At 41.1% G+C, this 22,943-nt stretch carries 19 protein-coding genes; 1 reads left to right on the top strand and 18 read right to left on the bottom strand.

All coding sequences use genetic code 11. The annotated features are described in order from the left end of the window. Nucleotides 1-7 precede the first annotated feature (7 nt). The 18 genes from ACN0RF_RS12125 to ACN0RF_RS12040 all read right to left on the bottom strand — a co-directional run bounded on the left by ACN0RF_RS12125 (nucleotide 8) and on the right by ACN0RF_RS12040 (nucleotide 21,216). Nucleotides 8-1,039 carry an EpsG family protein gene (locus ACN0RF_RS12125; protein ID WP_417439212.1) on the bottom strand — a complete coding sequence of 344 codons (1,032 nt, stop codon included), beginning with the start codon at nucleotides 1,037-1,039 and terminating at the stop codon, nucleotides 8-10. Further along, nucleotides 1,036-2,175: a glycosyltransferase gene (locus ACN0RF_RS12120; protein ID WP_417439211.1), complete on the bottom strand. Its 1,140-nt coding sequence runs from the start codon at nucleotides 2,173-2,175 to the stop codon at nucleotides 1,036-1,038. The genes ACN0RF_RS12125 and ACN0RF_RS12120 overlap by 4 nt, the downstream gene beginning before the upstream one ends. Nucleotides 2,176-2,249: 74 nt before the next feature. Then, the gene (locus ACN0RF_RS12115) at nucleotides 2,250-3,347 is read right to left on the bottom strand and encodes a glycosyltransferase (RefSeq protein ID WP_417439210.1); all 1,098 of its coding nucleotides are present in this window, start codon (nucleotides 3,345-3,347) and stop codon (nucleotides 2,250-2,252) included. Between the two features lie 34 nt (nucleotides 3,348-3,381). Next, a complete protein-coding gene (locus ACN0RF_RS12110; protein WP_417439209.1) occupies nucleotides 3,382-4,644 on the bottom strand; it encodes a nucleotide sugar dehydrogenase in 1,263 nt (420 codons plus the stop codon). A 39-nt stretch (nucleotides 4,645-4,683) separates the two neighbouring features. Then, nucleotides 4,684-6,057 carry a hypothetical protein gene (locus tag ACN0RF_RS12105; RefSeq protein ID WP_417439208.1) on the bottom strand — a complete coding sequence of 458 codons (1,374 nt, stop codon included), beginning with the start codon at nucleotides 6,055-6,057 and terminating at the stop codon, nucleotides 4,684-4,686. Beyond that, nucleotides 6,057-7,109, bottom strand: a complete 1,053-nt coding sequence (pseI, locus tag ACN0RF_RS12100) for a pseudaminic acid synthase (RefSeq protein WP_417439207.1) — start codon at nucleotides 7,107-7,109, stop codon at nucleotides 6,057-6,059. The genes ACN0RF_RS12105 and pseI overlap by 1 nt, the downstream gene beginning before the upstream one ends. A 3-nt stretch (nucleotides 7,110-7,112) precedes the next feature. Continuing rightward, the gene (gene pseH / locus ACN0RF_RS12095; RefSeq protein ID WP_417439206.1) at nucleotides 7,113-7,619 is read right to left on the bottom strand and encodes a UDP-4-amino-4,6-dideoxy-N-acetyl-beta-L-altrosamine N-acetyltransferase; all 507 of its coding nucleotides are present in this window, start codon (nucleotides 7,617-7,619) and stop codon (nucleotides 7,113-7,115) included. Between the two features lie 6 nt (nucleotides 7,620-7,625). Then, complete coding sequence (gene pseG / locus ACN0RF_RS12090) at nucleotides 7,626-8,729, bottom strand: UDP-2,4-diacetamido-2,4,6-trideoxy-beta-L-altropyranose hydrolase (protein ID WP_417439205.1); 1,104 nt, start codon at nucleotides 8,727-8,729, stop codon at nucleotides 7,626-7,628. Further along, complete coding sequence (locus ACN0RF_RS12085; protein WP_417439204.1) at nucleotides 8,720-9,520, bottom strand: SDR family NAD(P)-dependent oxidoreductase; 801 nt, start codon at nucleotides 9,518-9,520, stop codon at nucleotides 8,720-8,722. The genes pseG and ACN0RF_RS12085 overlap by 10 nt, the downstream gene beginning before the upstream one ends. Continuing rightward, nucleotides 9,520-11,145 (bottom strand): aldo/keto reductase, encoded by a 1,626-nt coding sequence (locus tag ACN0RF_RS12080; RefSeq protein ID WP_417439203.1) that lies wholly within the window; start codon nucleotides 11,143-11,145, stop codon nucleotides 9,520-9,522. Before ACN0RF_RS12080 ends, ACN0RF_RS12085 begins: the two co-directional genes overlap by 1 nt. After that, the gene (gene pseC, locus ACN0RF_RS12075; RefSeq protein WP_417439202.1) at nucleotides 11,142-12,299 is read right to left on the bottom strand and encodes a UDP-4-amino-4,6-dideoxy-N-acetyl-beta-L-altrosamine transaminase; all 1,158 of its coding nucleotides are present in this window, start codon (nucleotides 12,297-12,299) and stop codon (nucleotides 11,142-11,144) included. The genes ACN0RF_RS12080 and pseC overlap by 4 nt, the downstream gene beginning before the upstream one ends. Further along, nucleotides 12,299-13,297, bottom strand: a complete 999-nt coding sequence (pseB, locus tag ACN0RF_RS12070) for a UDP-N-acetylglucosamine 4,6-dehydratase (inverting) (protein ID WP_417439201.1) — start codon at nucleotides 13,295-13,297, stop codon at nucleotides 12,299-12,301. Before pseB ends, pseC begins: the two co-directional genes overlap by 1 nt. Nucleotides 13,298-13,319: 22 nt before the next feature. After that, complete coding sequence (locus tag ACN0RF_RS12065; RefSeq protein ID WP_417439200.1) at nucleotides 13,320-14,237, bottom strand: phytanoyl-CoA dioxygenase family protein; 918 nt, start codon at nucleotides 14,235-14,237, stop codon at nucleotides 13,320-13,322. Between the two features lie 9 nt (nucleotides 14,238-14,246). Further along, entirely contained in the window at nucleotides 14,247-15,377 is a 1,131-nt protein-coding gene (locus ACN0RF_RS12060) for a glycosyltransferase (RefSeq protein ID WP_417439199.1), read from the bottom strand. A 14-nt stretch (nucleotides 15,378-15,391) separates the two neighbouring features. Continuing rightward, nucleotides 15,392-17,188: an ABC transporter ATP-binding protein gene (locus ACN0RF_RS12055; RefSeq protein ID WP_417439198.1), complete on the bottom strand. Its 1,797-nt coding sequence runs from the start codon at nucleotides 17,186-17,188 to the stop codon at nucleotides 15,392-15,394. A gap of 64 nt (nucleotides 17,189-17,252) precedes the next feature. Then, on the bottom strand, nucleotides 17,253-18,263 hold the full coding sequence (locus ACN0RF_RS12050) for a Wzz/FepE/Etk N-terminal domain-containing protein (protein WP_417439197.1): 1,011 nt from the start codon (nucleotides 18,261-18,263) through the stop codon (nucleotides 17,253-17,255). A 47-nt stretch (nucleotides 18,264-18,310) separates the two neighbouring features. Beyond that, nucleotides 18,311-19,477, bottom strand: a complete 1,167-nt coding sequence (locus ACN0RF_RS12045; protein WP_417439196.1) for a nucleotide sugar dehydrogenase — start codon at nucleotides 19,475-19,477, stop codon at nucleotides 18,311-18,313. 224 nt (nucleotides 19,478-19,701) lie between these two features. Continuing rightward, nucleotides 19,702-21,216 carry a Fic family protein gene (locus tag ACN0RF_RS12040; RefSeq protein WP_417439195.1) on the bottom strand — a complete coding sequence of 505 codons (1,515 nt, stop codon included), beginning with the start codon at nucleotides 21,214-21,216 and terminating at the stop codon, nucleotides 19,702-19,704. 313 nt (nucleotides 21,217-21,529) lie between these two features. Between ACN0RF_RS12040 and ACN0RF_RS12035 the strand changes: the two genes are divergently transcribed. Beyond that, the gene (locus tag ACN0RF_RS12035) at nucleotides 21,530-22,921 is read left to right on the top strand and encodes an MBL fold metallo-hydrolase (protein ID WP_417439194.1); all 1,392 of its coding nucleotides are present in this window, start codon (nucleotides 21,530-21,532) and stop codon (nucleotides 22,919-22,921) included. Nucleotides 22,922-22,943: the final 22 nt, after the last annotated feature.

Raw genomic sequence — 22,943 nt, 5'->3', positions numbered from 1 at the left:
AAAAAGTTTATTTCTGGCTAAATAAATGCTGGAACTCATATTGAGGAATATATCCGCTCCCCATGTGCCAAATCAAAAAAGCCACCATCGCAGTAACACATAGTAGCGGAGACGCATACGTCATGAGGTCAAAAGAACGTCTTTTTGATTTAATCACCTGCTCCATAATGAGCAATGCCGCCAAAACAATAAAGTAATAAGAAAAGCGATCTGCCATTGTTGTTGAAAGCAAAGAAGCTACTAACAATCCAGGAGCCATAAGCACTGTCACCAGGCAGAGTCTGAAACGGATTAAATCCATCTTAATCCATTTTTTCTTATGAGCGAGAATTAGTAAAGCCGCCGGGAATAAAAAGCCAACTCGTAAAATCAAACCAGCGTTTTGCATTTCCGTGTCAAGATATTGATCATAAAACTTAAGAGCGACAGCTAATAACGGAATAACTATAAACAGAAGAGGAGGAATTAAATAACGTTTTTTGAAGTCAATAAAAAGAAAACCTAACATTAGTATCGCAGAAAAATGAAACATTGACGCTGCGAAAATCCAAAATGCATAAAGTAATTTTCTTTTCTGCAACAGATAAGTAACAGCAAAAATAAAAATAGAAATAGCAATTGACTGCCGTGTCAGATTCATTCCGGACACGACAAGGTGGTAAGGCGCGACCAATGCCATATAGTAAAATGGATTTATTCCTAATCTATACGGAGCTGCAAAACTAAATAAAAGGAGAAGTAGCGTGCTTACAAAAATAACACCGACTATCCCCGTGCCGAGCATGTCTGAAAATACGTTTAAATACTTGTAGGCTATTTCAGGCGTACTAAAAGACCAAGCGTCACCAACGTGTCGCTCGTATACTCGAATATAATTAAACCAATCGACTCCAACCTCATGACGAAAGCCAAAAATAACTAGCATTACTAGCAAAATAGAGGCGATAATGAAGATCTCGGCTCCCTTTTTTAGTTGAAGTCTTTCATAAATAAATCCAACTATAAAAAGGAAAAGAAAAGTTACGTAATAAATTGTCATTTATAAATACTATCTTTAGCCTTTTCCCATACTTTATGGTATGCAGAAATCATTTTTTCTACGGAAAACCGTTGTCTAACAGATTGAGAACAGTCGATCTTGCGTTGCTCCCACAAAGTAGGCTTATCTCTTTTTTCAGAGAGTGCTTTTTGAATGGACTCACTCAAAGCATGTTCATTACTAGGTTCTACTACCCAACCGAGATTATCAACTATCACAGCTGCATCCCCTACATCAGTGACTACACAAGGCGTTCCACTTGCCATTGCCTCAGCAACTACGTTAGGGAATCCTTCGCCAGAAGAACTCGATAGCACATGAAGATCGAGTCCACCCATCAAACTCGGTATATCTGTGCGCTCACCAAGTAAATGAACTCTCTCACTAATATTTAAAGACCGTATTAGAGTAATTAACTCATTGTTCTCTTTAGTAATACTCGGACCAATCAAAGCTAGATGAACATCATCATGTTCAATTAAACTGAACGCACGTAGGAGTATGGCATGGTTTTTTTGTGGGTTGTAGCGAGCAACCATTCCAACAAGTGGAGTGGCTTTATTCAAAGATAATTCTTTTTTTATATTTTTCGGTGTGGTTCTATTTGTTTCACTAAAATCATAGCCATTTGGTATTACAACTGTTTTGCTAGAGTCATAACCTAGTTCCTCGTGAGTTCGTCTAGCCTGTTCGGCACAACAAACTATAGAGTTTGGTATAGAGCGACTAAGCCAAGCACAAAGTTTCGCCACTAAAATAGTCGAAAGCGAATTATGGCTTCGAGACAAATTGGAGTGACGAATATTCCAATTGATATTTTTGATACGAGAAAGCTTTGCAGTAAGCCCACCTATCAAGTCGGCATGATACATCCATGTTTGAACTACATCGGGAGACAGCTCTTTGAGAGCTTTACGAAGTTGAAGTAACTTCCTTAATAGGCCAATATTACCTCTCATACCAAGGCTTATTACCTGTATTCCTTCCTGGCGTAAAAGCAAGCCAAATTTGCCTTCCGATGTTAGAGAAATGACACTATGACGACACTTCGCATCATGTATGCAGAGTCGAAATAGCACACCTTCTGCACCGCCATTCTCCAACCCAGTAATAATATGTACTACATGTTTTTTCACTTCGCTTCCTAAAAAATGCGAATAGACTGCAAATCACGACGAGAATAATTTACATCAAAGTTAAAAATTGGATATTAACCCATAATATCCAGATATGAATCGCAAATTAAGTCAACGTTAAACCTTTCCGTACCGACCTTCAGCGTATCACTAGAATATGGCGATACTATGCATTCACAAATAGAGTCGGACAACGCTTTTACATTACCATTCTCAACGAGTCGACCATACTTTCCTTGTCCTAGAACCTCACTTATCGCACCTTTGCTATCATAAGCCACAACAGAAGTTCCACATGCCATAGCTTCCGCTAACACATAACCAAAACCTTCCCACTTTGAAGTATGAACAAATAATTTTGCCCTTAAAAAGTAGCTATATGGATTATCAACAAAACCCGCTAAGGTAACCGACTCAGAGAGCCCTAGCTCATTAATCAAAGAGTTAAGATTTTCCCGTTCTGATCCCTCACCTAATATGACAAGCTTAAAATCTGGATGCCTTTTCTTAACATTAGAGAACGCCAAAATTAAATCTGAGAAATTCTTTGACTCATGCAGACGCCCACATCCTAATATAAAGTTTTCTTTTTCTGGGCTTTTGTGCTCGGGAAGGATCAACGGGTTATAAATCCGCTTAACCTTCTTATTATCAAGAGAGAGATGTTCTTCTAAATCTTTTTTCGTGGCATCACTATTAGCCACAACGCAATCGCTTTTTCTGTAAAGAAATTTCATTAAGAATAATAGGATTTTCGATTTGAGTTCCTTTGTGTTTACTAAAGGATCTAGCGTTTCTGCCTCTCTAACAATTATTTTACTTTTACTTCGAGATAAGAGGTGAGCTATTGAGCAAAATACATTAAACTCTCTTAATGTTGACATAAACGATACAGGATTATTATATCTAAAATACTTTATCAACCGAAAAAAACCTATTAATCGATTAACTAACGCTATACTAGTATTACCAGACAATACTATTTTATTTACATGCTTTGAAAGACTTTCTTTATAAGGACCTGAATCTTTTGCAACAACGAAGTCGACTTTCACACCTTTATTAACAAAATTATTTGCTAATATAACCATAACTTTCTCTGCACCACCTCCCGAAAAGGAAGTCGACGCGAGCGCAACATTTCTTCTTGCAACTTTTTTGTGACTTGGCACCTTAAGCTACTCCCTATACAAGTAATATAGGAAACTAAAGTTTCCAAGTATAACTAGCGCTAGCTGACTTAACATCTAGAAGTATAAACTCGTCTTTAACTAAACTTTCGAGATACTCTCTTGAAAAACTTTCAAATTCATTGTGATTTACTGCAAGTATAATAGCATCGTATTGATTTTCTTTAGTTGGCTTAATCTCTAAAGTTTCAAAATCTAGCATATCTTCCCATTTTTTTACCCAAGGATCATATACTACGCAGTTCACACCAAATTTATTAAGATTAGTAATAATATCTATGACTCTAGTATTTCTTGTATCTGGGCAGTTTTCTTTAAATGAATAACCGAGTATCAGTACTTTAGAATTTTTCACTAACTTTTCTTTATCTATCAGCTCTTTAATTGTGGCATCAGCTACATACTTTCCCATACCGTTATTAATCTGTCTTGAAGCTAGTATCAGATTGGGTTTATAACCCAACTCCTCGGCTTTGTAAGTTAGATAGTAAGGGTCGACTCCAATGCAATGACCTCCGACTAACCCGGGCATCAGCTTTATAAAATTCCATTTAGTTGCAGCGGCTTCGATAACCTCTTTAGTATCAATTTTCATTTCATTAAAGATCATTGCCAATTCATTAATTAGTGCAATGTTGACATCCCGTTGAGTGTTCTCGATAACTTTAGATGCTTCGGCTACCTTTATGCTTGAAACTAAATGAGTTCCTGCTTCAATTATAGAGGAGTATAGACTATCAACTTTTTTAGCAATTTCGGGTGTCGAACCGGATGTTACTTTCAAGATATTCTTTACAGTGTGTTCTTTATCTCCTGGATTAATTCTCTCAGGTGAGTATCCGCAGAAAAAATCCTGATTGTAAATCAAACCAGATGAACTCTCTAAAATAGGAACGCAAATTTCTTCGGTAACCCCTGGGTATACAGTCGATTCATAAATTACAATATCATTAGGTTTTAATGCTTTCCCCACTGTTTCAGATGACTTTTCTAAAGGTGTTAAATCGGGTTTATTACCTTTATCAATAGGAGTGGGAACTGTCACAATGTATATAGTTGAATCTCTAATATCCTCAGGGTTGTCTGAGAAAGTCAGCTTTGCTCTTGAAGCTTCAAGGGCCTCTGATGGAACTTCCAATGTACTGTCAATACCAGATTGAAGTTCTTTAATACGCGCACAATTTATATCAAAACCTATTACTGAATACTTCTCAGAAAAAGCCACAGCTAGCGGTAGTCCGACATAACCCATTCCAATAATGCAAATCTTATCTTTCATTAATCGCCTTTTCTTTCAATAATGAATAAATCATACTTTCTATAAATTAATACAAGAAATAGGCGTACAAGGATTCTTGCCAATTGACATCAAAATCTGACAAACCAATTCGCCTTCTCGCCCTTCCCATTCAGTTCCAAATGTAGAGCTGTAGAATTGTATAGACGTTTTATCTAGTCTCAACTCATTAGACTCTACACGCTCTACTATACTTAGTAGGCCTTCGATTGACCTAGCTCCAAAAGATACACGATTTCTAACATAACCATAGTAATCTTCGAAATCTGATTTACCCATTTCATATTGAATAGGCACAACGTGCGACAAAGCTGCTTCTAGGTGAATACTACTATTACCTGCTATCAAACACCTTATATGTGAGAAAAAGTCACTCAGCGACTCTATTTTAGGATCACTAAACTCAATAGAATAGCGTTCTAAAGTTTTCTTAAGTTCTTTTATAACTTTAGAAGACAATCCAGGATGCCAGCGAAGCCTTACCCTTATTTCATTTTCACTTAAAGTCCGAACTAGCTTTTCAGTTTCAATTAAAGAATCAAGGGCATTAAGGGCAAGTCCAACAACTTTATCAGATTGAATTTTTGAAAAAGTTGTATTTAGCCTCTTTTTTTGGCCAGTTAAAAATACTTTCCTGTTTTTAATTAATGGATTACTTGTACAATTATTTTTTTCACATTTACGATAAGTCTCCAGCGCGGATTCTCCATCGAGAAAAGCATAATCTACATTCAATGCAGGAAACAAATCACTTACTGATGCATGTTGCATATATACGGTTTTAATACCCATATTTCGCGCTAAAGCGATTAAGGCTTTGTTAAACGCATTATGATCATTAGAAACTATAACTACTTTCGGTTTAACTCTAATCAGTAAGCGGTCAAAGTAAACTAATGAATTATAGACTTCTAAAAATGAGTCTAATCTATTTCTAGTAAGTAATTCGCTTCTATCCTTTAACTGATTTCTTAACTTCTTTAACCGTAAAACGCATAGAAAAACTGATTTTAATACATCTAAAAAACTGTAATAAATCGCATTATACTGATCATCTTCTATTTTATTTTTCGTAAGTATTTTTCTCGGTGCAATGGCATATACATTAGTTTTTCTTCGCTTTAACTCACATAAAGTCGACTCTAATGATTTTTTTTGGTTCATTGTTCCCGAAAAAACAAGATAGTCAGATTCTATTTGACTAGAATCGTGTTTTAACTTTACGTTTTTTAACAAAAAATAAAGCCAAATAGCTACCCGAAAGTACCAGCCTTTATGTCTTGGTTCTGCATCTTGAAGATGTCTAAGCTTATCAAACTGCTGTCCATATATATATGCTAGCCAAGTTTCTGGCTCTAATAATAAAACCGCTTTTGTTCTTCTTAGCCATCCCATTAAATATCCAAAAAGTCTTCTTTTACAGCTGTATTCGCCGAAATATTTACGTTCACTTTAGCCCCAACGATATTTTTCATAAACTTGGGCGGTAAACCATAGCCTGGCCGAACACTTCGTATACAGTCTTCCGTAATTACGTCCCCAGCCTTTAAATCTCTAACAAAATATAGGGACCGACGGAATTTCACGTTGCCTAACTCACTCGATTTGCGTCCATAATCTACTTTCCCTAATGCTTTTTTAGCTGTTTTCGTATCACGACACAACGCAGCGAGCTCTCTAGGCTCTAGTGAGAAAGTATCGTCCGGACCACCACCGCTTCGATCTAAAGTAAAATGCTTTTCAATAATAGAGGCTCCCATAGCCGCACTCACTATTGCAGTAGTATTGTCCAAAGTGTGGTCGGATAACCCAGTCAGTACATTAAAGCGCGACTGCATGTCGGCCAGAGTTCTTAAATTGTAATCTTCAGCCGGTGCGGGATAGCCGCTAACGCAATGCAAAATAGCCAACTCTTTACAACCCGCGCCGCGGGCTGCGTCTATGGCTTCCTGTATCTCTTCTGCGTCTGCCATGCCGGTGGAAATGATCATCGGCTTGCCGGTACTGGCCACATACTCAATTAACGCTAAATCTACTGCTTCAAACGAGGCAATTTTATAGGCCGGAGCGTTTAAGTCTTCCAATAAATCAACGGCCGTATTATCAAAGGGCGAACTGAACATAGTTATCCCTTCTTTACGGGCATGCTCAAATAGTGGTTTATGCCACTCCCACGGCGTATGCGCTTCTTCATAAAGCTCATACAAGGTGCGCCCGTCCCAGAGCCCGCCTTTAATCTTAAAGTCATCAGAATCGGAATCTAACGTAATGGTATCCGGTCGGTAAGTCTGCAGTTTGAGCGCATCCGCGCCCGCCTTTTTCGCTTCCGATATAATTTTAAATGCCGTTTTAATATCGCCGTTATGATTGGCAGAGAGCTCCGCGATAATGTAAGGCGTCTGCTCAGGCGATATCTCACGCCCGTTGATGACCATCTTATGACTCATATTTTAATCCTTTCGATTATTCCATTGCGCCCGGAGCAGCCCGAAACTCAACACATCGTGATAAGTATTACCATCAAAATGCTGCTCTTTATGAAACCCTTCCTCTTTAAACCCCAGCTTTTTATGGAAGCGTATAGAGGGGTTGTTAAAGCCTAAGGCTTCACCGCACACTTTGTGTAAATTCAGTTCATTAAAGGCGTAAGTCAGTGCGGTTTTACCCAACTGATATCCTGTGCCCTTTTCCGCCTGAGGAGCCAGATAGAATCCCCAGTGCGCCACTTCATCACAGGTTTTTCGGGTCAGACTGACAAACCCGGTGGGCGTTTGATTTTTTTCGTAAATCAGTACTGTGTGTTTTGAGGATTGTTTGACCGACTGATACCACTGAGCGTGCTCCTCGAGGCTGATTTCATGCGTTGAATACATAAAGCACCGGATGTCTGGGTGATTTCTCCAGTTGAGAACCTGCGCTAAGTCCGATTCTTCCATAGGGCGAATACGGTTTTCCATGCTCGGTTACTCCACTCCTTTAAATATGCTCTGAGCCACTCGCTGAGCTCCCCGGCCGTCAACCAGATGGCTGGCACAGTCTGACATGAGCGATAAACGCTCCGGCTGTTCATACAATATCGCTACTTTCTCGCCAAGAGACGTTGAAATATCCGACTGAGATAACACCATTGCAGCTTCGTGAGTTTCCAGCGCCTCCGCTATTCCCTGTTGGTTTTCCGCCAGCACACACATCAGTGTCGGCAGGCCCAAACAACAACGCTCCCAGGACGTACTCCCGGCCGCGCCGATGGCTAAGTCTGACTGACTCATCAGCTCTGCCATGTTGGATACATTACTGAGAACCCTCACATTCAGGCGACTGTTTATCGCCTGCGCTTTCACTTCAGTAAGCCAGGGGGCCTGCTTTCCTAATACAACCGTCACTTCCGTCCTATCGCTCAACCCGCTTGACGCAAGGGCGGTTAATACTTTTTCAGTATAATTATCTTTATCGACTCCGCCCATACTAATCAACACTCTGTCGATTTGAGTTTTACCTTTGCGGTACTCAAGGCTAAGTTCACGGCAGTCAGCGAACTCTGGGCGCAATAAGGCGTAATGACACCCCGTTAAAATCTGACACTCTTCCGGCACGAGTGCGTAGTAGATATCATCTGTTTGCCCTAAATTCTGGTCGATCAAGAAATCGCAATCGTGCTCACGGTCAGCTAAATCATCTATCACCAAAATATTCTTTACTTGGTTTCTAGCTCTTTGTTCCCAAAATTTATCAATACCATAGTGATCAATTACCAACCAATCAGGGTCAGGAGCTAGCTTTTCCAAAACATTCAGGCTTTCTTGCACATCTTTCTCTTGACCACCTTTTAACCAATGACCATGAGTCAGATGATTACCTTCGGATTCTTCACACTCTGGAAGTTCATGTACGGAATAACCACGTTCTTTAACTAAGTTAATTAAACTTCCAGGCTGTCGGCGAGATATGAAAGTACACTTATGTCCATTTTGGCTAAGCTCATCAGCTAAGGTTAAACAGCGCATTACATGTCCAGCCCCCATTTCTATTGAAGCATCGACACGGAACACAATTGTTTTTACCAGCAAGTCCATCCTCCATCAACGGTCAAATTGACCCCATTTACGTAGGAAGATGCCGAAGATGCAAGAAACAATAGCGGTCCTTTAAGCTCTTTAGCTTCGCCTATACGTCCCATTGGTACTTTTTCCTCTAACTTCTTAATAAATGAAGGATTTTTACTTTGAACAATTTCCGCAGGAAAAGGACCAGGTGCAATAGAGTTTACGCGAATACCTTCTTTACCAAACTCACACGCCGAATATTTTGTCCATTGCATCAGCGCTGCCTTAGCGGCTCCGTAGAAAGGCGGGTTCACCGCCTGCTCAGAATCATAGATTCGTTGATCAGGGCTTACCAAAGCATACATGGACGCTATATTAATTATTGAGGCTTCTCCATTGTCTTTTACGCCTAACCTCAAATTAGGTAGTAAAGTCTGAAGCAAACGATGAGCTGCGACTACGGCAACATCATAACTGTCTCTGTACTCAGTTGTAGATGCATATTTTACGCTACCCGCTCCGCCCACGTAGGCATTATTAATCATTACGTGCAAAGCTCTATTTTTGAAGCTATCTGCAAACAGCTTCACTTGTTCGTCGGATGTTACATCAAATATTACAGGCTCGGCTGAATAGCCTTTATCTCTAAGCTCTTGGACTAATACATCGCATCGCATTTTTGAGCGCGAATTAACTAAAACATGAGCACCTGCTTCGGCTAAACCAAAAGCCATCTCACGCCCTAAATAGCCAGTTGCTCCCGTAAGTAAAGCCGTTTTATTCTCGAGTGAAAAAATACTAGCTCCTATGCTCATTATGCTTTTTCCCAGAGTGCAGGATTTAATGTTTCTTCTTTCAGAACAGGCCTTGTTCTTTGTATAAATTCTAACGTTTCAACTCGTATTTCATCTTCACAAAATGTCTTTATATTCTGATTGAGCTGCTCAAGAGACTCCATACCCACGACAACCCCATTGACCCAATTTTGAGATCTCACGAAATTCAAACATAGATTAGAAAGATCATGCGTCTGGGTTTGAGCAAGTAACTGTTGAAGCCATTCAATTATGTGTTGAGGCGCATCAACATGAGCTTTAGCCCAATGCTCGGTGTTGTAGCTAGTAAGCAAACCTTGGAGAAGTGCACTCCTTACATGAACCTTTAACCCTCTTTCTTTTTGTTTTTTATGGATTAAGGGAATCATTTCATCCCATCGCCAATCCAATAAATTATATGGCATTTGAATGTAGCTAACGTGCTTATTATTAAGTGCAATTTCAAGTTCTTCTGGAGTTTGAACTGACGCTCCAATGCTATTTACTCGGCCTGCATCTTTATGCTGAAGAAGCCGCTCAAGCACTTTTCCTTTCATTAAATTCAGTTGTTGAGTTCTATGCAGCATCACCACATCTAACTTGCGGCTACCTAAATCATTCATTGACTGATAGATACTGCAGTCGACAAAAGCATTAATCACCGTTTCGTCGGCATCTTTAGGGCAGTCATCTAAAGGAGACAGCTTAGTAATAATTGGGACACGTCCCATCCAGCCAGATTTTAAAGCGTATCCAATAACTTTTTCACTATTGCCATAAGCTCTTGCTGTATCTATTCCTTCTATCCCATTAGTAATTGCTGTCTTTAGAATAGCTTCGACAAGATCCGGGGTAGGTTGGCCTACTGTATTGGCTATTCCATAATTCAAACCAAATTGCGCCGTGCCTACAATAAGCTTAGATGCTGGGTTACGATTTCTTGGTTGAAAACGTTTTTTTTCAATCGCCGACAACAATTCAGTAAAAGTTACTTCAATAGGTTTTCTTACTTCTAAAAATAAATTTTCTAGTGCGAGATAGTCATCCAAACAGTCGACCGTACATCTGTAATGACCTAGATTCTTTTGCTTATATTTATTAAAGATAGTTGTTCCATAACGTCTTCTTATAAATGGCGTTACATGTTCTTGATCATCTTTATTCTGTGTCGATATGGCTGCTTCTCTCAAGTGCTTGAGGTAAGTCAGTTCTGCACTCAAACCATACGGCAAACCGGACTCCACTCCATTACAGCAAATATAGTCTAGCTTTCTATCTTCAAAGTCTTTTGCTATCTCTTCAAGTAACTGCCCATCAGGAACAACATTATCTGCTGTCAAGCGAAAGACTCTAGTTTCATCATCAAAACCCGAGAGAGCTCCGACAATCCTTTCAAGGGTGTTATTGAGGCTGCCTCGATAAAAAGGTATACCGTATTCTTGCAATACTCGAACTAACGCGTCATCACTCTCTTCTTTCGAGGTAGCAACAACTACATCAATACCTTTATTTGCCGCCCTTCTTGCAGCAAGAACAACTAAAGGAATTCCTTTTATAGGTAGCAGAACTTTTCCAGGGAGCCTTGATGAGTTTGTCCTGGCTTGTAAAACAGCGACGTAACTCAAGAAACAACCTTAGTTAAAACTTTGACGACTTTATCTTGCTCCGATTCGCTCATTGTAGGAAATAACGGTAAGCTAATCGCTTCGCCGTAATATGACATAGCTTCCGGGAAATCTTCTGCCTTAAAACCAAACTGTTGGTAATAAGGTTGTGTATGTATTGGTATGTAATGCAGATTCACTCCAATACCCTGTTCCCGGAGAGATTCAAAAACTTCGCGATGTGTAGCCGAAACTTGACTCAGATTTAAACGAATAACGTAAAGGTGCAAACCTGAGTAACTATCCGGATGCTGCCAAGGCAGAGTTAAAGGTAATGTACTTAGAAGCGAGTCATAGCGTTTTGCCAGTTCATGCCTGCGGGCAACGTACTCATCCAAACGATCTAGCTGACTCAACCCGAGAGCAGCTTGAAGCTCAGTCATGCGGTAGTTAAAACCCAGCTCTACTTGCTGATAGTACCAGGAACCATCTGGCTCTTGTGTCATTGAATCCGGATCGCGCGTAATGCCGTGGCTTCTAAATAAATTCATTTTGTTGGCCAGCTCATTACTATTGGTCAGCGCCATGCCACCTTCGGCAGTGGTAATAATTTTTACCGGATGAAAGCTGAAAATAGTAATATCACTGTATTTACAATTACCAATATAATCATGTTGATACTTACCACCAATGGCGTGCGAAGCATCTTCTATGACTTTTACGCCGTATTCGTCAGCAAGTAACTTTATTTCTTGCATCTGACAGGGTTGACCACACAAATGCACAACGACAAGTACTTTCGGTAGCCGCTTCTCAGAACTAGCCTTTTCAAGCTTATCTTTAAGCGCGTTAACGCTAATATTGTAGGTTTTCGGGTCAACATCGACAAAGTCTACTTGAGCTCCGCAGTACAAACCGCAGTTCGCCGAGGCAACAAAGGTTACCGGTGTGGTCCAAAGCCAATCACCTTTGCCTAAACCCAATGCTAAGCAAGCAATGTGCAATGCTGATGTGGCACTGTTAACAGCTAAAGCATGTTTAGCACCGACTTTTTCAGCAACAGCCGATTCAAACGCAGGAACCTTAGGGCCCTGTGTTAGGAAATCTGATGTTAAGACCTCAATAACCGCATCAATATCTTTTTGCTGAATGTCTTGCTTTCCGTACGGTATCATTAGATTTTACCGATTTGTTCGTAATTACTGTCAAGCCAGCTTTTTAGCTGCTCCTCTGTCATCCATTCTTCATTATTGTCGCTTGAATAAACGAAACCTTCAGGAACTCTTTTTCCATCTTTAATACGGTCAGAGTCTTTATCCCAGTTATTTATAGCTGGCAGAATTTTAAAGTGCTCAGGATATTCATAGGTATAAGGTGCGTCTTCAAAACCAATCATCTGTTCATGAAGCTTCTCGCCGGGGCGAATACCAACTACTTCTTGCTTCGCTTCAGGGGCAACTACGCTAGCAACGTCAGTAACCTTCATTGAAGGAATTTTCTTAACATAAATTTCGCCACCGACCATATCCTCAAACGCATGCCAAACCAGTTCTACACCCTCTTCAAGAGAGATCATAAAACGCGTCATACGATCATCTGTAATAGGCAAAACACCTTTTTCACGAATAGACATGAAAAATGGAATAACAGAACCGCGGGACCCCATTACATTGCCATACCGCACAACAGAAAATTTTGTTTGATGTCCGCCTGCATAAGAATTACCCGCAACAAATAATTTATCAGAGGCCAGCTTTGTTGCACCGTATAAGTTTATGGGGCTACTGGCTTTATCTGTAGACAGTGCAACGACACCCTTCACACCTTTATCTATTGCGGCGTCAATAACATTCATTGCACCATGAATATTCGTTTTGACGCACTCAAACGGATTATACTCAGCGGTAGGAACAATTTTAGTGGCTGCGGCATGCACTACGTAATCCACACCATCCAAAGCACGATATAAACGATCTTTATCTCGCACGTCGCCAATAAAAAACCGTAAACGATCATCATTAGGGAAAAGTTTCGCCATCTCCCACTGTTTCATTTCATCTCTAGAGAAAATGATGATCTTTTTCGGATTGTATTTTTCCAAGGTCATAGGAATGAATTTATGACCAAATGAGCCTGTACCACCTGTTACTAAAATTGTCTTATCATTAAACATGTTTAATCTTACTTTTAAGTTATTACGACGTAACGTTCATAACCGATACAACTCGGTTGTGACCTTCGGATTGCGGGAAACCTCTATGGAAACCGCTTTGATCAGATATCACTAAAGATCCAGCTTTGCCAAGAACAGGGATAATTTTCTGATGATCAATAAGGGGGCACTCGGTCTTATTTGGCAAATTTGCAGAAATAGCTTTATTAGCCGACCGATAAGGTGTGTATCTGTGGCTACCTTCGACATAGGTATATGGACCATCATCTAAACTAAGGCAATCAGTTAAGTAGATAAAGGCTTTTAGTTGTTTAGTGAAAGAGTCTACGTGGAAACCTCTAGTGGAAGATACTTCATTATTAATGTAGAAATTTAGGTTTTTAAAATTTAATTCTGTCATTCCTGAATAAATTATACTTAATATACTTGAATCTTCGTAGCAGGCTCGAAGTTCATTTCTTAATTCTTTAAAGGCATAATCTGCGTTAAAAACATCGACCATTCCCTTATCTTGTCCTTCGCGCACAGAAACTACTGTCTTTTCATAATTAGCTAATTCTGAATAACTCTTTAACTTTTCATTGCTCATCTGATATAAGACATTACCTTCTTCCAGAACTTTCACATTAGAGTTAATAAACTTTTCGATTCCTCCCAAAAGAGAGGTTACCGTATTATTGACTATACTAATTTGTTCACTAGACAGGAAATTCTCAATAATAACTATCCCAGAACTATCTAGCTTACATTTTATTTTTTCATTTTCTTCCAAGCTAGGAAAACTAACTAAACTACTTCTACGGGCTAATTCTTTAGAGGATAAGTTTCTTATATATCGCAAAGAATCATCATTAATTACCTTGATACCATCTAAGCCTAAAGCCGATTCTTTACTCTTCCTATTAATTGTAATTTTCAATCCCAAAAACGAAAATTCCATTACCGACTCCTAATTAAGAGTTTTTTTAAACTCATAAAACATACGTTTATTAGTTATATCTGTAGTACTAAATCTAAATTCAGGATCTTTTGCCCAACTTATGCCTTCATCAAAGAAGTGAGCTGGGAGCCTACGATTTAAGTTGTCAGTATTAATAAGTTCCCCATCGAACTCTTTACCTTCTTTACTATACAATTGAGAGAAATACTCATTTAACTTTCTGATACTAGATTCTTCACCGAGATCACTTTCAATTTTTTCCGAGTCAACGGTATAATCCTTGTAATTTTCGACAGCTTCAATAATGGCGTTGTGAGCTTCTTGATATTCATCAAACATAACTGAATTATTTTTATTCAAAAAATCTCGCCCACCACCTTGCATATCACTTTTGACGACTACAGGCAAACCGCAAAGCTGAGCTTCTTTTATTACCCTACACTCACCTTCCTTCTGAGAAAAAATAGTAAACACTTTAGATTCATTGTATAAATGAGATAAAAAAGTGTAAGAAAATCCCTGAAAGCCAGTATCAGGATGAGTTTTAATTATGGTGAAAATTTCTCGTTCTTCTGCAGAAAACATTTCATTATAATCTTTTAAAAGTTTTCCATAATACAATGCACTTGGCTCATTTTTATTAGATGCGACAACAAAAATAATCTTAAATTTGTAGCCTAAATCGTAAACTTTTCTTATTGATCTTAACAGCTCAGGATATCTCTTTTTATTATCATTTTTTGCAACACAAATAACATCCCAATATTTTTCCTTTTTCTCGTCCCTCATTATTCTAGGAGTAAAATTAGCTGAGGATAGCGGTATTACAAAAGGAGCGTCATTAAAAGTACATGTACCAGGAGCCGACATATGGAAGTCGACCCATTCCGGAGTTTCTATATTCACAGAATGGAATCCCCAATGAACTCCAATATAATAATTTTTTTTAATATTTAAGAGATTTTTTTTAATTTTTCGACTTTCAGTGATTTTTTTAAAAAATTTTTTAACATAAGATTTTGGTTTTTTTATAAGCTCTTTCCACGACGGTAAATTACCTTCAAAATAATTAAGCTCTTTATGAGTAAATACGACTATGCCTTTCTGGCTCTCTGTTTTTTCTTTGAAAATATGCGCCATATTCTAAAATTCCCTTAAGCGTGATTCGCCATTTCTCTAAACTCTCGATTATTTTCAACCAGCGAATTAAACGTTCCGCTATCTTTAACTTTGCCATTGCTAAGCAAGTAAATTCGATCACATTTTTTAACTGTAGCTAAACGATGTGCAATCATAATAATGGTCTTTTTACCCGAAAAATCATGGATTGCATCCATGACTAATTTTTCAGTAATACCATCGAGTGCGCTTGTTGCTTCATCTAAAACTAAAACTTCTGCATCATCGTATAAGGCTCGAGCAATTCCAATTCTTTGTCGTTGACCACCAGACAGTTGAATACCTCGTTCACCGACTCGTGTGTTCAGACCTTCAGGTAAGCGTTCAAGTAGTTCATCTAAATGAGCCATTTGAGCAGCTCGAGTTACCCGGTCTTCATCAATTTCCTCGCACGGAATTCCAAATGCTATATTTTCCCTAATGTTGGAATCTGCCAGAAATATGGCTTGAGGCACAAAGCCAACATTGTTTTGCCAAGCCCTTTTATTCTCGCTTTTAACTTCACAGCCATCCACCACTAGTGAACCACGTTGAGGGGTAATTAACCCCAGAAGAACATCTATAGCTGTAGATTTACCTGATCCCGAAGCGCCCACCAAGCCAATAACTTGATTTACGGGTATATCGATGGTGAGTCCTTCTAGCGCTTTCTCATCTTTATTCGGATAACTAAAAGTAACATTATCTAGTTTTATTAGAGTTTTAGGGGATAATTTACCGGCCTTAAGCGCTGGCTCTATATCTTCAATGTTTTGACTTGCAATTAAATCTTTTTCAATACTATCAAACGATGCAATATTTCCCTTTACTTGTGCGAGACTGGTATACATTTGCTGAAAAGCTGGCAGTAGCTTAAACCCTGCCAAAGCATACACTGATAGAACTGGCAGAATACTCCCAAGGTTACCGTCATAGGCAGATAATAAATAAAGCACTAAAAATATCACCGCACCAAAAGCTATCAATTCCATTGCATAACGTGGTACTTGTGAAAGCCCTCGAGTAATCCCTTGTGCCCGACCCAGCTTGTGGCTGGAATATTCAAAACGCTGGTTGAACTCAGCCTGCCGACCTAGCAGTAAAGTATCTTTTATGCCTCCAAACCCCTCATTCATTAATTTGAAACGCTGCTGGTTAGACTCCGATATGGCTCGTCCATTTTGACTTAAACGCCTGCGTACCGTTTTGTATAAAATAACATAGGCGAAACCAAACATTATAAGCCCAACTAAGGCAACTAATGGATTGAAGATGAAAATAGCTGCTGCCATTACTAAAGCCAAAACACCTTTTGCGTTCATTTGCATTAATGGTTGAATCACTACGTTTGTTACCCGCCCCGCTTCCTGAGCTATACGGTTAGTTAATTGACTGCTACTACCGCCTGCATGAAAAAGCCAGGGTTGTTGCATATAGTGTTTGTACAAGCGAGTGGAAATTTCAGCCCCTACCTGTGCTGCGTATAGAGAAAGCCTCCATGTTGTGTACATAGACACCGCCGCTGCACCAGACAGTGCTATTAATACAGCAATACCTAACCAGAATAAAAAGTCTCGAGGGTTTTCAAAGCCACTTAACGTATATAGCTGCGCTAATTTGCCATCGCCTTGCAGCAAACTGATGTCACCCACCAATGCCATAAAAGGTCCGATTGCTACAACACCGGCAACTTCGGCAAAGGCCATTAACACCACTAAAAACTGTAAGCCGATTAGACGTTTTCGTTGCTCAGAGGTTAGTAATTTAAAGAGAGTTTTTAGGCGTTTGAACATGGTGTTGAATAACTGCTTTTCATTAAGGGGAAGATAGCACCTGACGCAATAGCGTCAGGCTACTTTACGCGTCAGCTTTATTTTGGCTTGAGCGAGTTAAATGACGAATAAATACAACTAATAGCGATAAAAAACCGCCTAAGAAAGTGCCTACAATACAAATTAAGGCACGAGATGGCGCATCTTTCTGCTCAGGAATTACCGCAGGGTCAAGAACTTGAAAAACATACTCTGGTCGTACGTTGGCCAGCATAATGGTTTGTATTTGTTTTTCAATAAGTTGGTAGAATACCTGCTGCATGCTACTTAAGTTGGTTTCCCCTAACTCATTTTGCAGATATTCCATACTGCTTTGTGCTTCTTTAATGTCACGCTGACGCATATGGTCATTAATGTCTTGAATTAACCACTCTGCCCAGCGGTGAGCGATAACAGGTGATAAATGACTAACGGATAGATTCACTAAGCCTGGCGTTTCCTCGTCCTTCTCTACTAATAGGCCGCTTTTGAAAACATTTACATACTCCCAACTAGTAGGCTCTGGTTGCTTAGGAGGCTCCACCTCTCTCACCCACTCTTTGGTTTCCGCGTTATAAACTTCTTCATTAAAAACCAGATTCCCACTCGATTCATGCCATTCTTTAACCGCCATGACTTCAGGTAGAATATTGTGTCTTTCAACAAAATTACTTATGAACTGACGAGATTGTAATATTTCCATGGCCATAGTCACTTTATCGACCTTTCCGGAACCCATGCTAATACCGGCTAAATTAGCTAGGCCTCCGAGCTCACCACCCAGGCCTTGAGCTTGAGATTCTTCAGTCGGCGCCAAGGTAGCTTCAGCTTTATAAATATCGGGCAAGCTTAATGAATAAATAACCGATGCAACCGCGAACACAAAGGTAATGGCGATAATAATCCATTTGCCGTCCCAAAGAATTCCAAATAGCTCGCGCAGGTCTATTTCGTCGTCTTGCTGGTATGGAGCATTATAATAATTGGGTGGGTATTGCCCTGGCCCGTATGGCGCTGGCGGCTGGTTATTTGGGTTTTGCTGGTTTTCTTGTGTCATGGCTTTGTCTTATTGGGTTCTTTACTAAAAGTTAGTCGTTGTTATGGCTAATCGTTATTAAATAGGTCGCGCGTATACACTCTTTCTTGCACGTCTTTTAAATCATCGGCCAGCCGGTTGCTGAGTATAATTTCCGACACGGCTTTAAATTCTGTTAGGTTATTAATAACCCGCGAGTTATAGAAGCGCTCCTCTTTTAACTCTGGTTCGTACACTACCACTTCTATGCCTTTAGCTTTAATGCGCTTCATAATGCCCTGTATGGCCGACGCCCGAAAGTTGTCTGAGCCCGACTTCATAACCAGACGGTACACGCCAACCACTTTGGGTTGTTTGGCAATAATTTGGTCGGCAATAAAGTCTTTACGGGTACGGTTGGCGTCCACAATGGATTTGATCATGGTTTGTGGTACGTCGTCGTAGTTGGCGAGAAGCTGCTTGGTGTCTTTTGGCAGGCAATAGCCGCCGTAACCAAAGCTGGGGTTGTTGTAATGCGAGCCTATGCGCGGGTCTAAGCACACGCCTTCAATAATTTGTTTGGTGTCTAAACCGTGCACTTCTGCGTAGGTGTCCAGCTCGTTAAAGTAGGCTACACGCATGGCTAAATAGGTATTAGCAAACAGCTTAATGGCTTCGGCTTCGGTGCTGTCGGTAAACAGGGTGTCTATATTTTGCTTTTCGGCGCCCTGCTTTAACAGGTTTGCGAAAGTTTCAGCGCGCTCTGAACGTTCGCCGACAATAATGCGCGACGGGTGCAGGTTGTCGTACAAGGCTTTGCCTTCGCGCAGGAACTCTGGCGAAAACAGAATGTTATTGGTACCGAACTTTTCTTTTAGCGACTGCGTATACCCCACCGGAATGGTCGACTTAATAACCATAACGGCGTTTGGGTTGGCTTCTATTACCTGGCTTATAACGCTTTCAACGGTTTTTGTGTTGAAGTAATTGGTTTGCGGGTCGTAGTCGGTGGGGGTGGCAATAACCACAAAGTCGGCGTTTTTGTATGCCGCGTGCGCGTCGGTGGTGGCGCTGAGGTTCAGGGGCTTTTCCTGTAAAAAAAACTGAATTTCTTTATCGACTATAGGTGATTGTTTTTTATTTATTTTTTCTACTTTTTCTTGGTCTATGTCGACTGCGGTAACCTGATTATGTTGTGCAAAGAGAACCGCATTTGATAAACCTACGTATCCTGTACCTGCTACTGCAATTTTCATTCGTTTTAACCCTGATTACAACGGTTGGGCACGCTACCGCCCATAGGGTGCGGCTCCCATAGACCGATGGTGCTGTTATTTTTTTGTATTTTGCGCGTTACTAAATTTAGATCAAGCGGGTATGATACCGCATGCAGCCCTTGCCCTACAAAGGCTTTTCACACCCTTTTCGACGATATTTTGAGCGGTTGGTTCCGTTGGTGTGGGGCAGCGTAGCCTGACGTTTACGTCAGGAGCGACGCCAGAAACTGGGTAAACGGCTTTATATCTTGTTTAACGCTGGCCGCTTCCAGTGCCTGCATATATTCGTTGCGCCTCTCTACGGGAACCACCGTCCACGGGTAGCCACCTGACGCCATCATTAAATTCATAATAAAGCGACCCATTCTGCCGTTACCGTCGAAATAAGGGTGAATATAGACAAAAATAAAGTGACCTAAAACGGCCCGAACGGCAGCGTTGTCTTCTTCTATTAGCAAATCAAAAAGCGTTGGCATCATGTCACGTACAGCTTCGCGGCTTGGTGGTGTGTACTTCGACTGACGAATATAGACAGGGCCTGTCCGGTAGCCGGCCAGATCCGCCTGTTTAATAATACCGGCCACCACACTCGGACTAAATAAAGCCAAATACCAATCGCTATGCACTTGTTCTAATAACTCACCCGGGTTCTTGCCTTCTAATACTTCCCTAACGGCTTTTTTCACTTCCTGAAACGCGTTCCAGTAACCTTTTGCAGCCATAGCATCCAAGTGCTTTTTGCTTTCATCTGAACCGTCAGCTTGCCAGTTTCCTAATCGGACAAGCTCAATCAGTTCCCTTGTAACCCGATAACCCTCAATAGATAGCGAGTGGTAAGCGTCAGTCACGTATTTTTCCTCTAACTCGGCCATATAGGTGTCAATATCGAGGGGGTGCTTTGGTTGTTCAGGAAAGTGCTTTATTACGCTTTCACGCATTTGTGCCCACATAAGCCTTAATCTATTAGCGTAAGGTGACAAGTCACGGCGACCGAAATTGACCAAAGCTTTTTCTTCAAAAGGGTCTTCTTCCTGCACTTTTAGGTCTGCAGCTTGCATACCTTTTAGAATATTATCGGCTATAACATCCCGACCAATATTTCTAAAAGCCCCGACAAGTCGGCCGCCAATCACGCTATGACTTCCGGCCAACAAAACAGATAACACGTCTGAGGCATCGGTCACCATTGATAAGGCAGTTCGCATTTGAATGGGTGCATTCAAAAACTGATTAGCCGAACAATTCACTAATGCAGCAGGCAAACTGTAAACATTTAAGCCGTTCAAACTCTCAATTTGTTCAGCGTTAGGCATATTCAGTCTGACATCAAAAATAGACGTGTCATGTAAGAAAGAGGTTGGCTTGTTATTTCCCTTGGGAGAGCGCACGAGCAACTGCTGAGGTACCGTTTTATCACCAATATGAAGGTTAATTGACTGCTCTGGTGATAAGCACCAAGCGTTGTCGAACCGCTCTGACAAATAGGCGCTACAGAAATCCCAAAACGATGTATACCAAGAGGTACTGTCACCAGGCTTTTCATCGGGCATAGAGGGTATGTACCAGCCTCGCATAACTTCCTTAATAAACCCGTGCTTTAACAATCGTTCACGATGTGTTCGACTAAGATGCTTTGACTGTATAGCAACAACGCCTGACTCCTGAAGCTGCTTTAACTGCTCAAGAGAGCTTGCCAGTTTTTGTGATACATCGTTCATGTGAGTTCCTAATAATGACTCAAAAGCTTTATGAAGCTTAGGGTTTAACGCGTTACCTTTCTTAGGTTTTAATGTTTTACCACTTATAGGTTTAGGAGTATAGCGCTTTATAGGTTTTAGCGCACTATCGACTGAAAACACTTGAGTATTTGAAATAGTCCAGCAACGTTAATCGAGAGCGCAGGCCTCCAATATCACCCATTTGTCCGGTAGCGAATTTCCGTCTGTTTGTGTAATCTGACATTTATGTCAGGTGAAATATCGTTCCTGACGTAAACGTCAGGCTACAAAGCGACACACAAGGAACCAACACATGGACGTAATACACCACGGCGCTTTTGAAGGGGTTACGGGCTCTTGCCACGAGCTATTTTTAGACAGTGACCACTCACTTTTAATTGACTGCGGGCTGTTTCAGGGGGCGGAAACCTCGGGTTCCGGCGCGAATTCTAACGCCCAGGAAATAGACTTTGATATAAGCAAGGTACAGGCGCTGGTAGTGACTCACTGCCACATTGACCACGTAGGCCGTTTGCCCTGGTTGCTTATTGCGGGCTTTGTCGGTCCCATATACTGCACCAAAGCTACCGCACTGTTGCTGCCGCTGGTTATTGAAGACGCCCTGAAAATTGGGTTAACCCGAAACGCCCAGATTATTGATGCGGTTATTGCGCGTTTGCATCGCCAACTGCGGCCTACGGCTTACGATAAATGGATTGAACTGCCTACTGAGTTTGCCTCTGAGCGCTTTAAGCAACGTTTTCGTCAAGCCGGGCATATTCTGGGTTCGGCCTATGTTGAAATTGAGAATGTGAGTACCCACTACCGTGTGGTGTTCTCTGGTGACCTGGGCTGTAAAAACACTCCGCTATTGCCCGACCCTACGCCATTAGAGCGTGCTGACTTTCTGTTGCTGGAAAGCACCTACGGCGACAAAAACCATGAGTCCCGCATTGACCGGTCTCAGCGGTTAAAGGCGGTAGTCGAGCGTTGTGTGGAGAACAAAGGCGTTATTTTAATTCCGGCTTTTAGTATTGGCCGCACTCAGGAGCTGCTGTACGAACTGGAAGACATTATTCACACCGCGCGTGAGCAGGAAGCTGAAACCGGAGTAGCTGACCCGGTGTGGCATAAAATGACGGTTATTCTCGACTCACCGCTGGCTGCGCAATTCACAAAACAATACCGCGCTATGAAAAATTTATGGGACGAAGAAGCCCGCGAGCGTATAAGTGAAGACCGGCATCCGCTTAATTTTGACCGCTTACTAACGGTAGATGAGCACAGCGAGCACGAGCGTATTGTGAACTTTTTGCAGAGCCGCGGTGACCCTTGCATTGTTATAGCTGCCAGCGGTATGTGCACCGGCGGGCGGATGCTGAACTACTTAAAGGCCTTATTGCCCGACCCGCGCACTGATGTGCTGTTTGTCGGGTATCAGGCTGCGGGTACGCCTGGGCGGGATATTCAGCAGTATGGTCCGGGTGGCGGTTATGTTGAGCTTGACCACCAGCGGGTTTGGATTAAAGCGGGCATTTATACCTTAGGCGGCTACTCCGCCCACGCCGACCAGCAGGAGCTGCTGGACTTTATTGATGCCACCGAAGAGCCGGTTAAGCGCATACGGCTAATTCATGGCGAAGCCGATGCACGACTGGCGTTGGCAGCTAAAATTAAAGCTCGTTACGGATTGGGCGTAGCCTGACATTTATGTCAGGAACGATATC

Source organism: Idiomarina sp. (genome assembly GCF_048260185.1).
Taxonomy (GTDB): domain Bacteria; phylum Pseudomonadota; class Gammaproteobacteria; order Enterobacterales; family Alteromonadaceae; genus Idiomarina.
The sequence above is the reverse complement of the archived record's forward strand: the minus strand, read 5'-3'. Positions and strand labels throughout refer to the sequence as shown.

What these genes read in the sequence shown, in the direction of transcription:
- pseI (WP_417439207.1), bottom strand. Translation starts at nt 7,109, where the DNA reads ATGAGTCATAAGATGGTCATCAACGGGCGTGAGATATCGCCTGAGCAG.
- ACN0RF_RS12065 (WP_417439200.1), bottom strand. Translation starts at nt 14,237, where the DNA reads ATGGAATTTTCGTTTTTGGGATTGAAAATTACAATTAATAGGAAGAGT.
- pseB (WP_417439201.1), bottom strand. Translation starts at nt 13,297, where the DNA reads ATGTTTAATGATAAGACAATTTTAGTAACAGGTGGTACAGGCTCATTT.
- pseH (WP_417439206.1), bottom strand. Translation starts at nt 7,619, where the DNA reads ATGGAAAACCGTATTCGCCCTATGGAAGAATCGGACTTAGCGCAGGTT.
- ACN0RF_RS12085 (WP_417439204.1), bottom strand. Translation starts at nt 9,520, where the DNA reads ATGAGCATAGGAGCTAGTATTTTTTCACTCGAGAATAAAACGGCTTTA.
- ACN0RF_RS12125 (WP_417439212.1), bottom strand. Translation starts at nt 1,039, where the DNA reads ATGACAATTTATTACGTAACTTTTCTTTTCCTTTTTATAGTTGGATTT.
- ACN0RF_RS12110 (WP_417439209.1), bottom strand. Translation starts at nt 4,644, where the DNA reads ATGAAAGATAAGATTTGCATTATTGGAATGGGTTATGTCGGACTACCG.
- ACN0RF_RS12040 (WP_417439195.1), bottom strand. Translation starts at nt 21,216, where the DNA reads ATGAACGATGTATCACAAAAACTGGCAAGCTCTCTTGAGCAGTTAAAG.
- ACN0RF_RS12045 (WP_417439196.1), bottom strand. Translation starts at nt 19,477, where the DNA reads ATGAAAATTGCAGTAGCAGGTACAGGATACGTAGGTTTATCAAATGCG.
- pseC (WP_417439202.1), bottom strand. Translation starts at nt 12,299, where the DNA reads ATGATACCGTACGGAAAGCAAGACATTCAGCAAAAAGATATTGATGCG.
- ACN0RF_RS12050 (WP_417439197.1), bottom strand. Translation starts at nt 18,263, where the DNA reads ATGACACAAGAAAACCAGCAAAACCCAAATAACCAGCCGCCAGCGCCA.
- ACN0RF_RS12055 (WP_417439198.1), bottom strand. Translation starts at nt 17,188, where the DNA reads ATGTTCAAACGCCTAAAAACTCTCTTTAAATTACTAACCTCTGAGCAA.
- ACN0RF_RS12060 (WP_417439199.1), bottom strand. Translation starts at nt 15,377, where the DNA reads ATGGCGCATATTTTCAAAGAAAAAACAGAGAGCCAGAAAGGCATAGTC.
- ACN0RF_RS12105 (WP_417439208.1), bottom strand. Translation starts at nt 6,057, where the DNA reads ATGGGATGGCTAAGAAGAACAAAAGCGGTTTTATTATTAGAGCCAGAA.
- ACN0RF_RS12035 (WP_417439194.1), top strand. Translation starts at nt 21,530, where the DNA reads ATGGACGTAATACACCACGGCGCTTTTGAAGGGGTTACGGGCTCTTGC.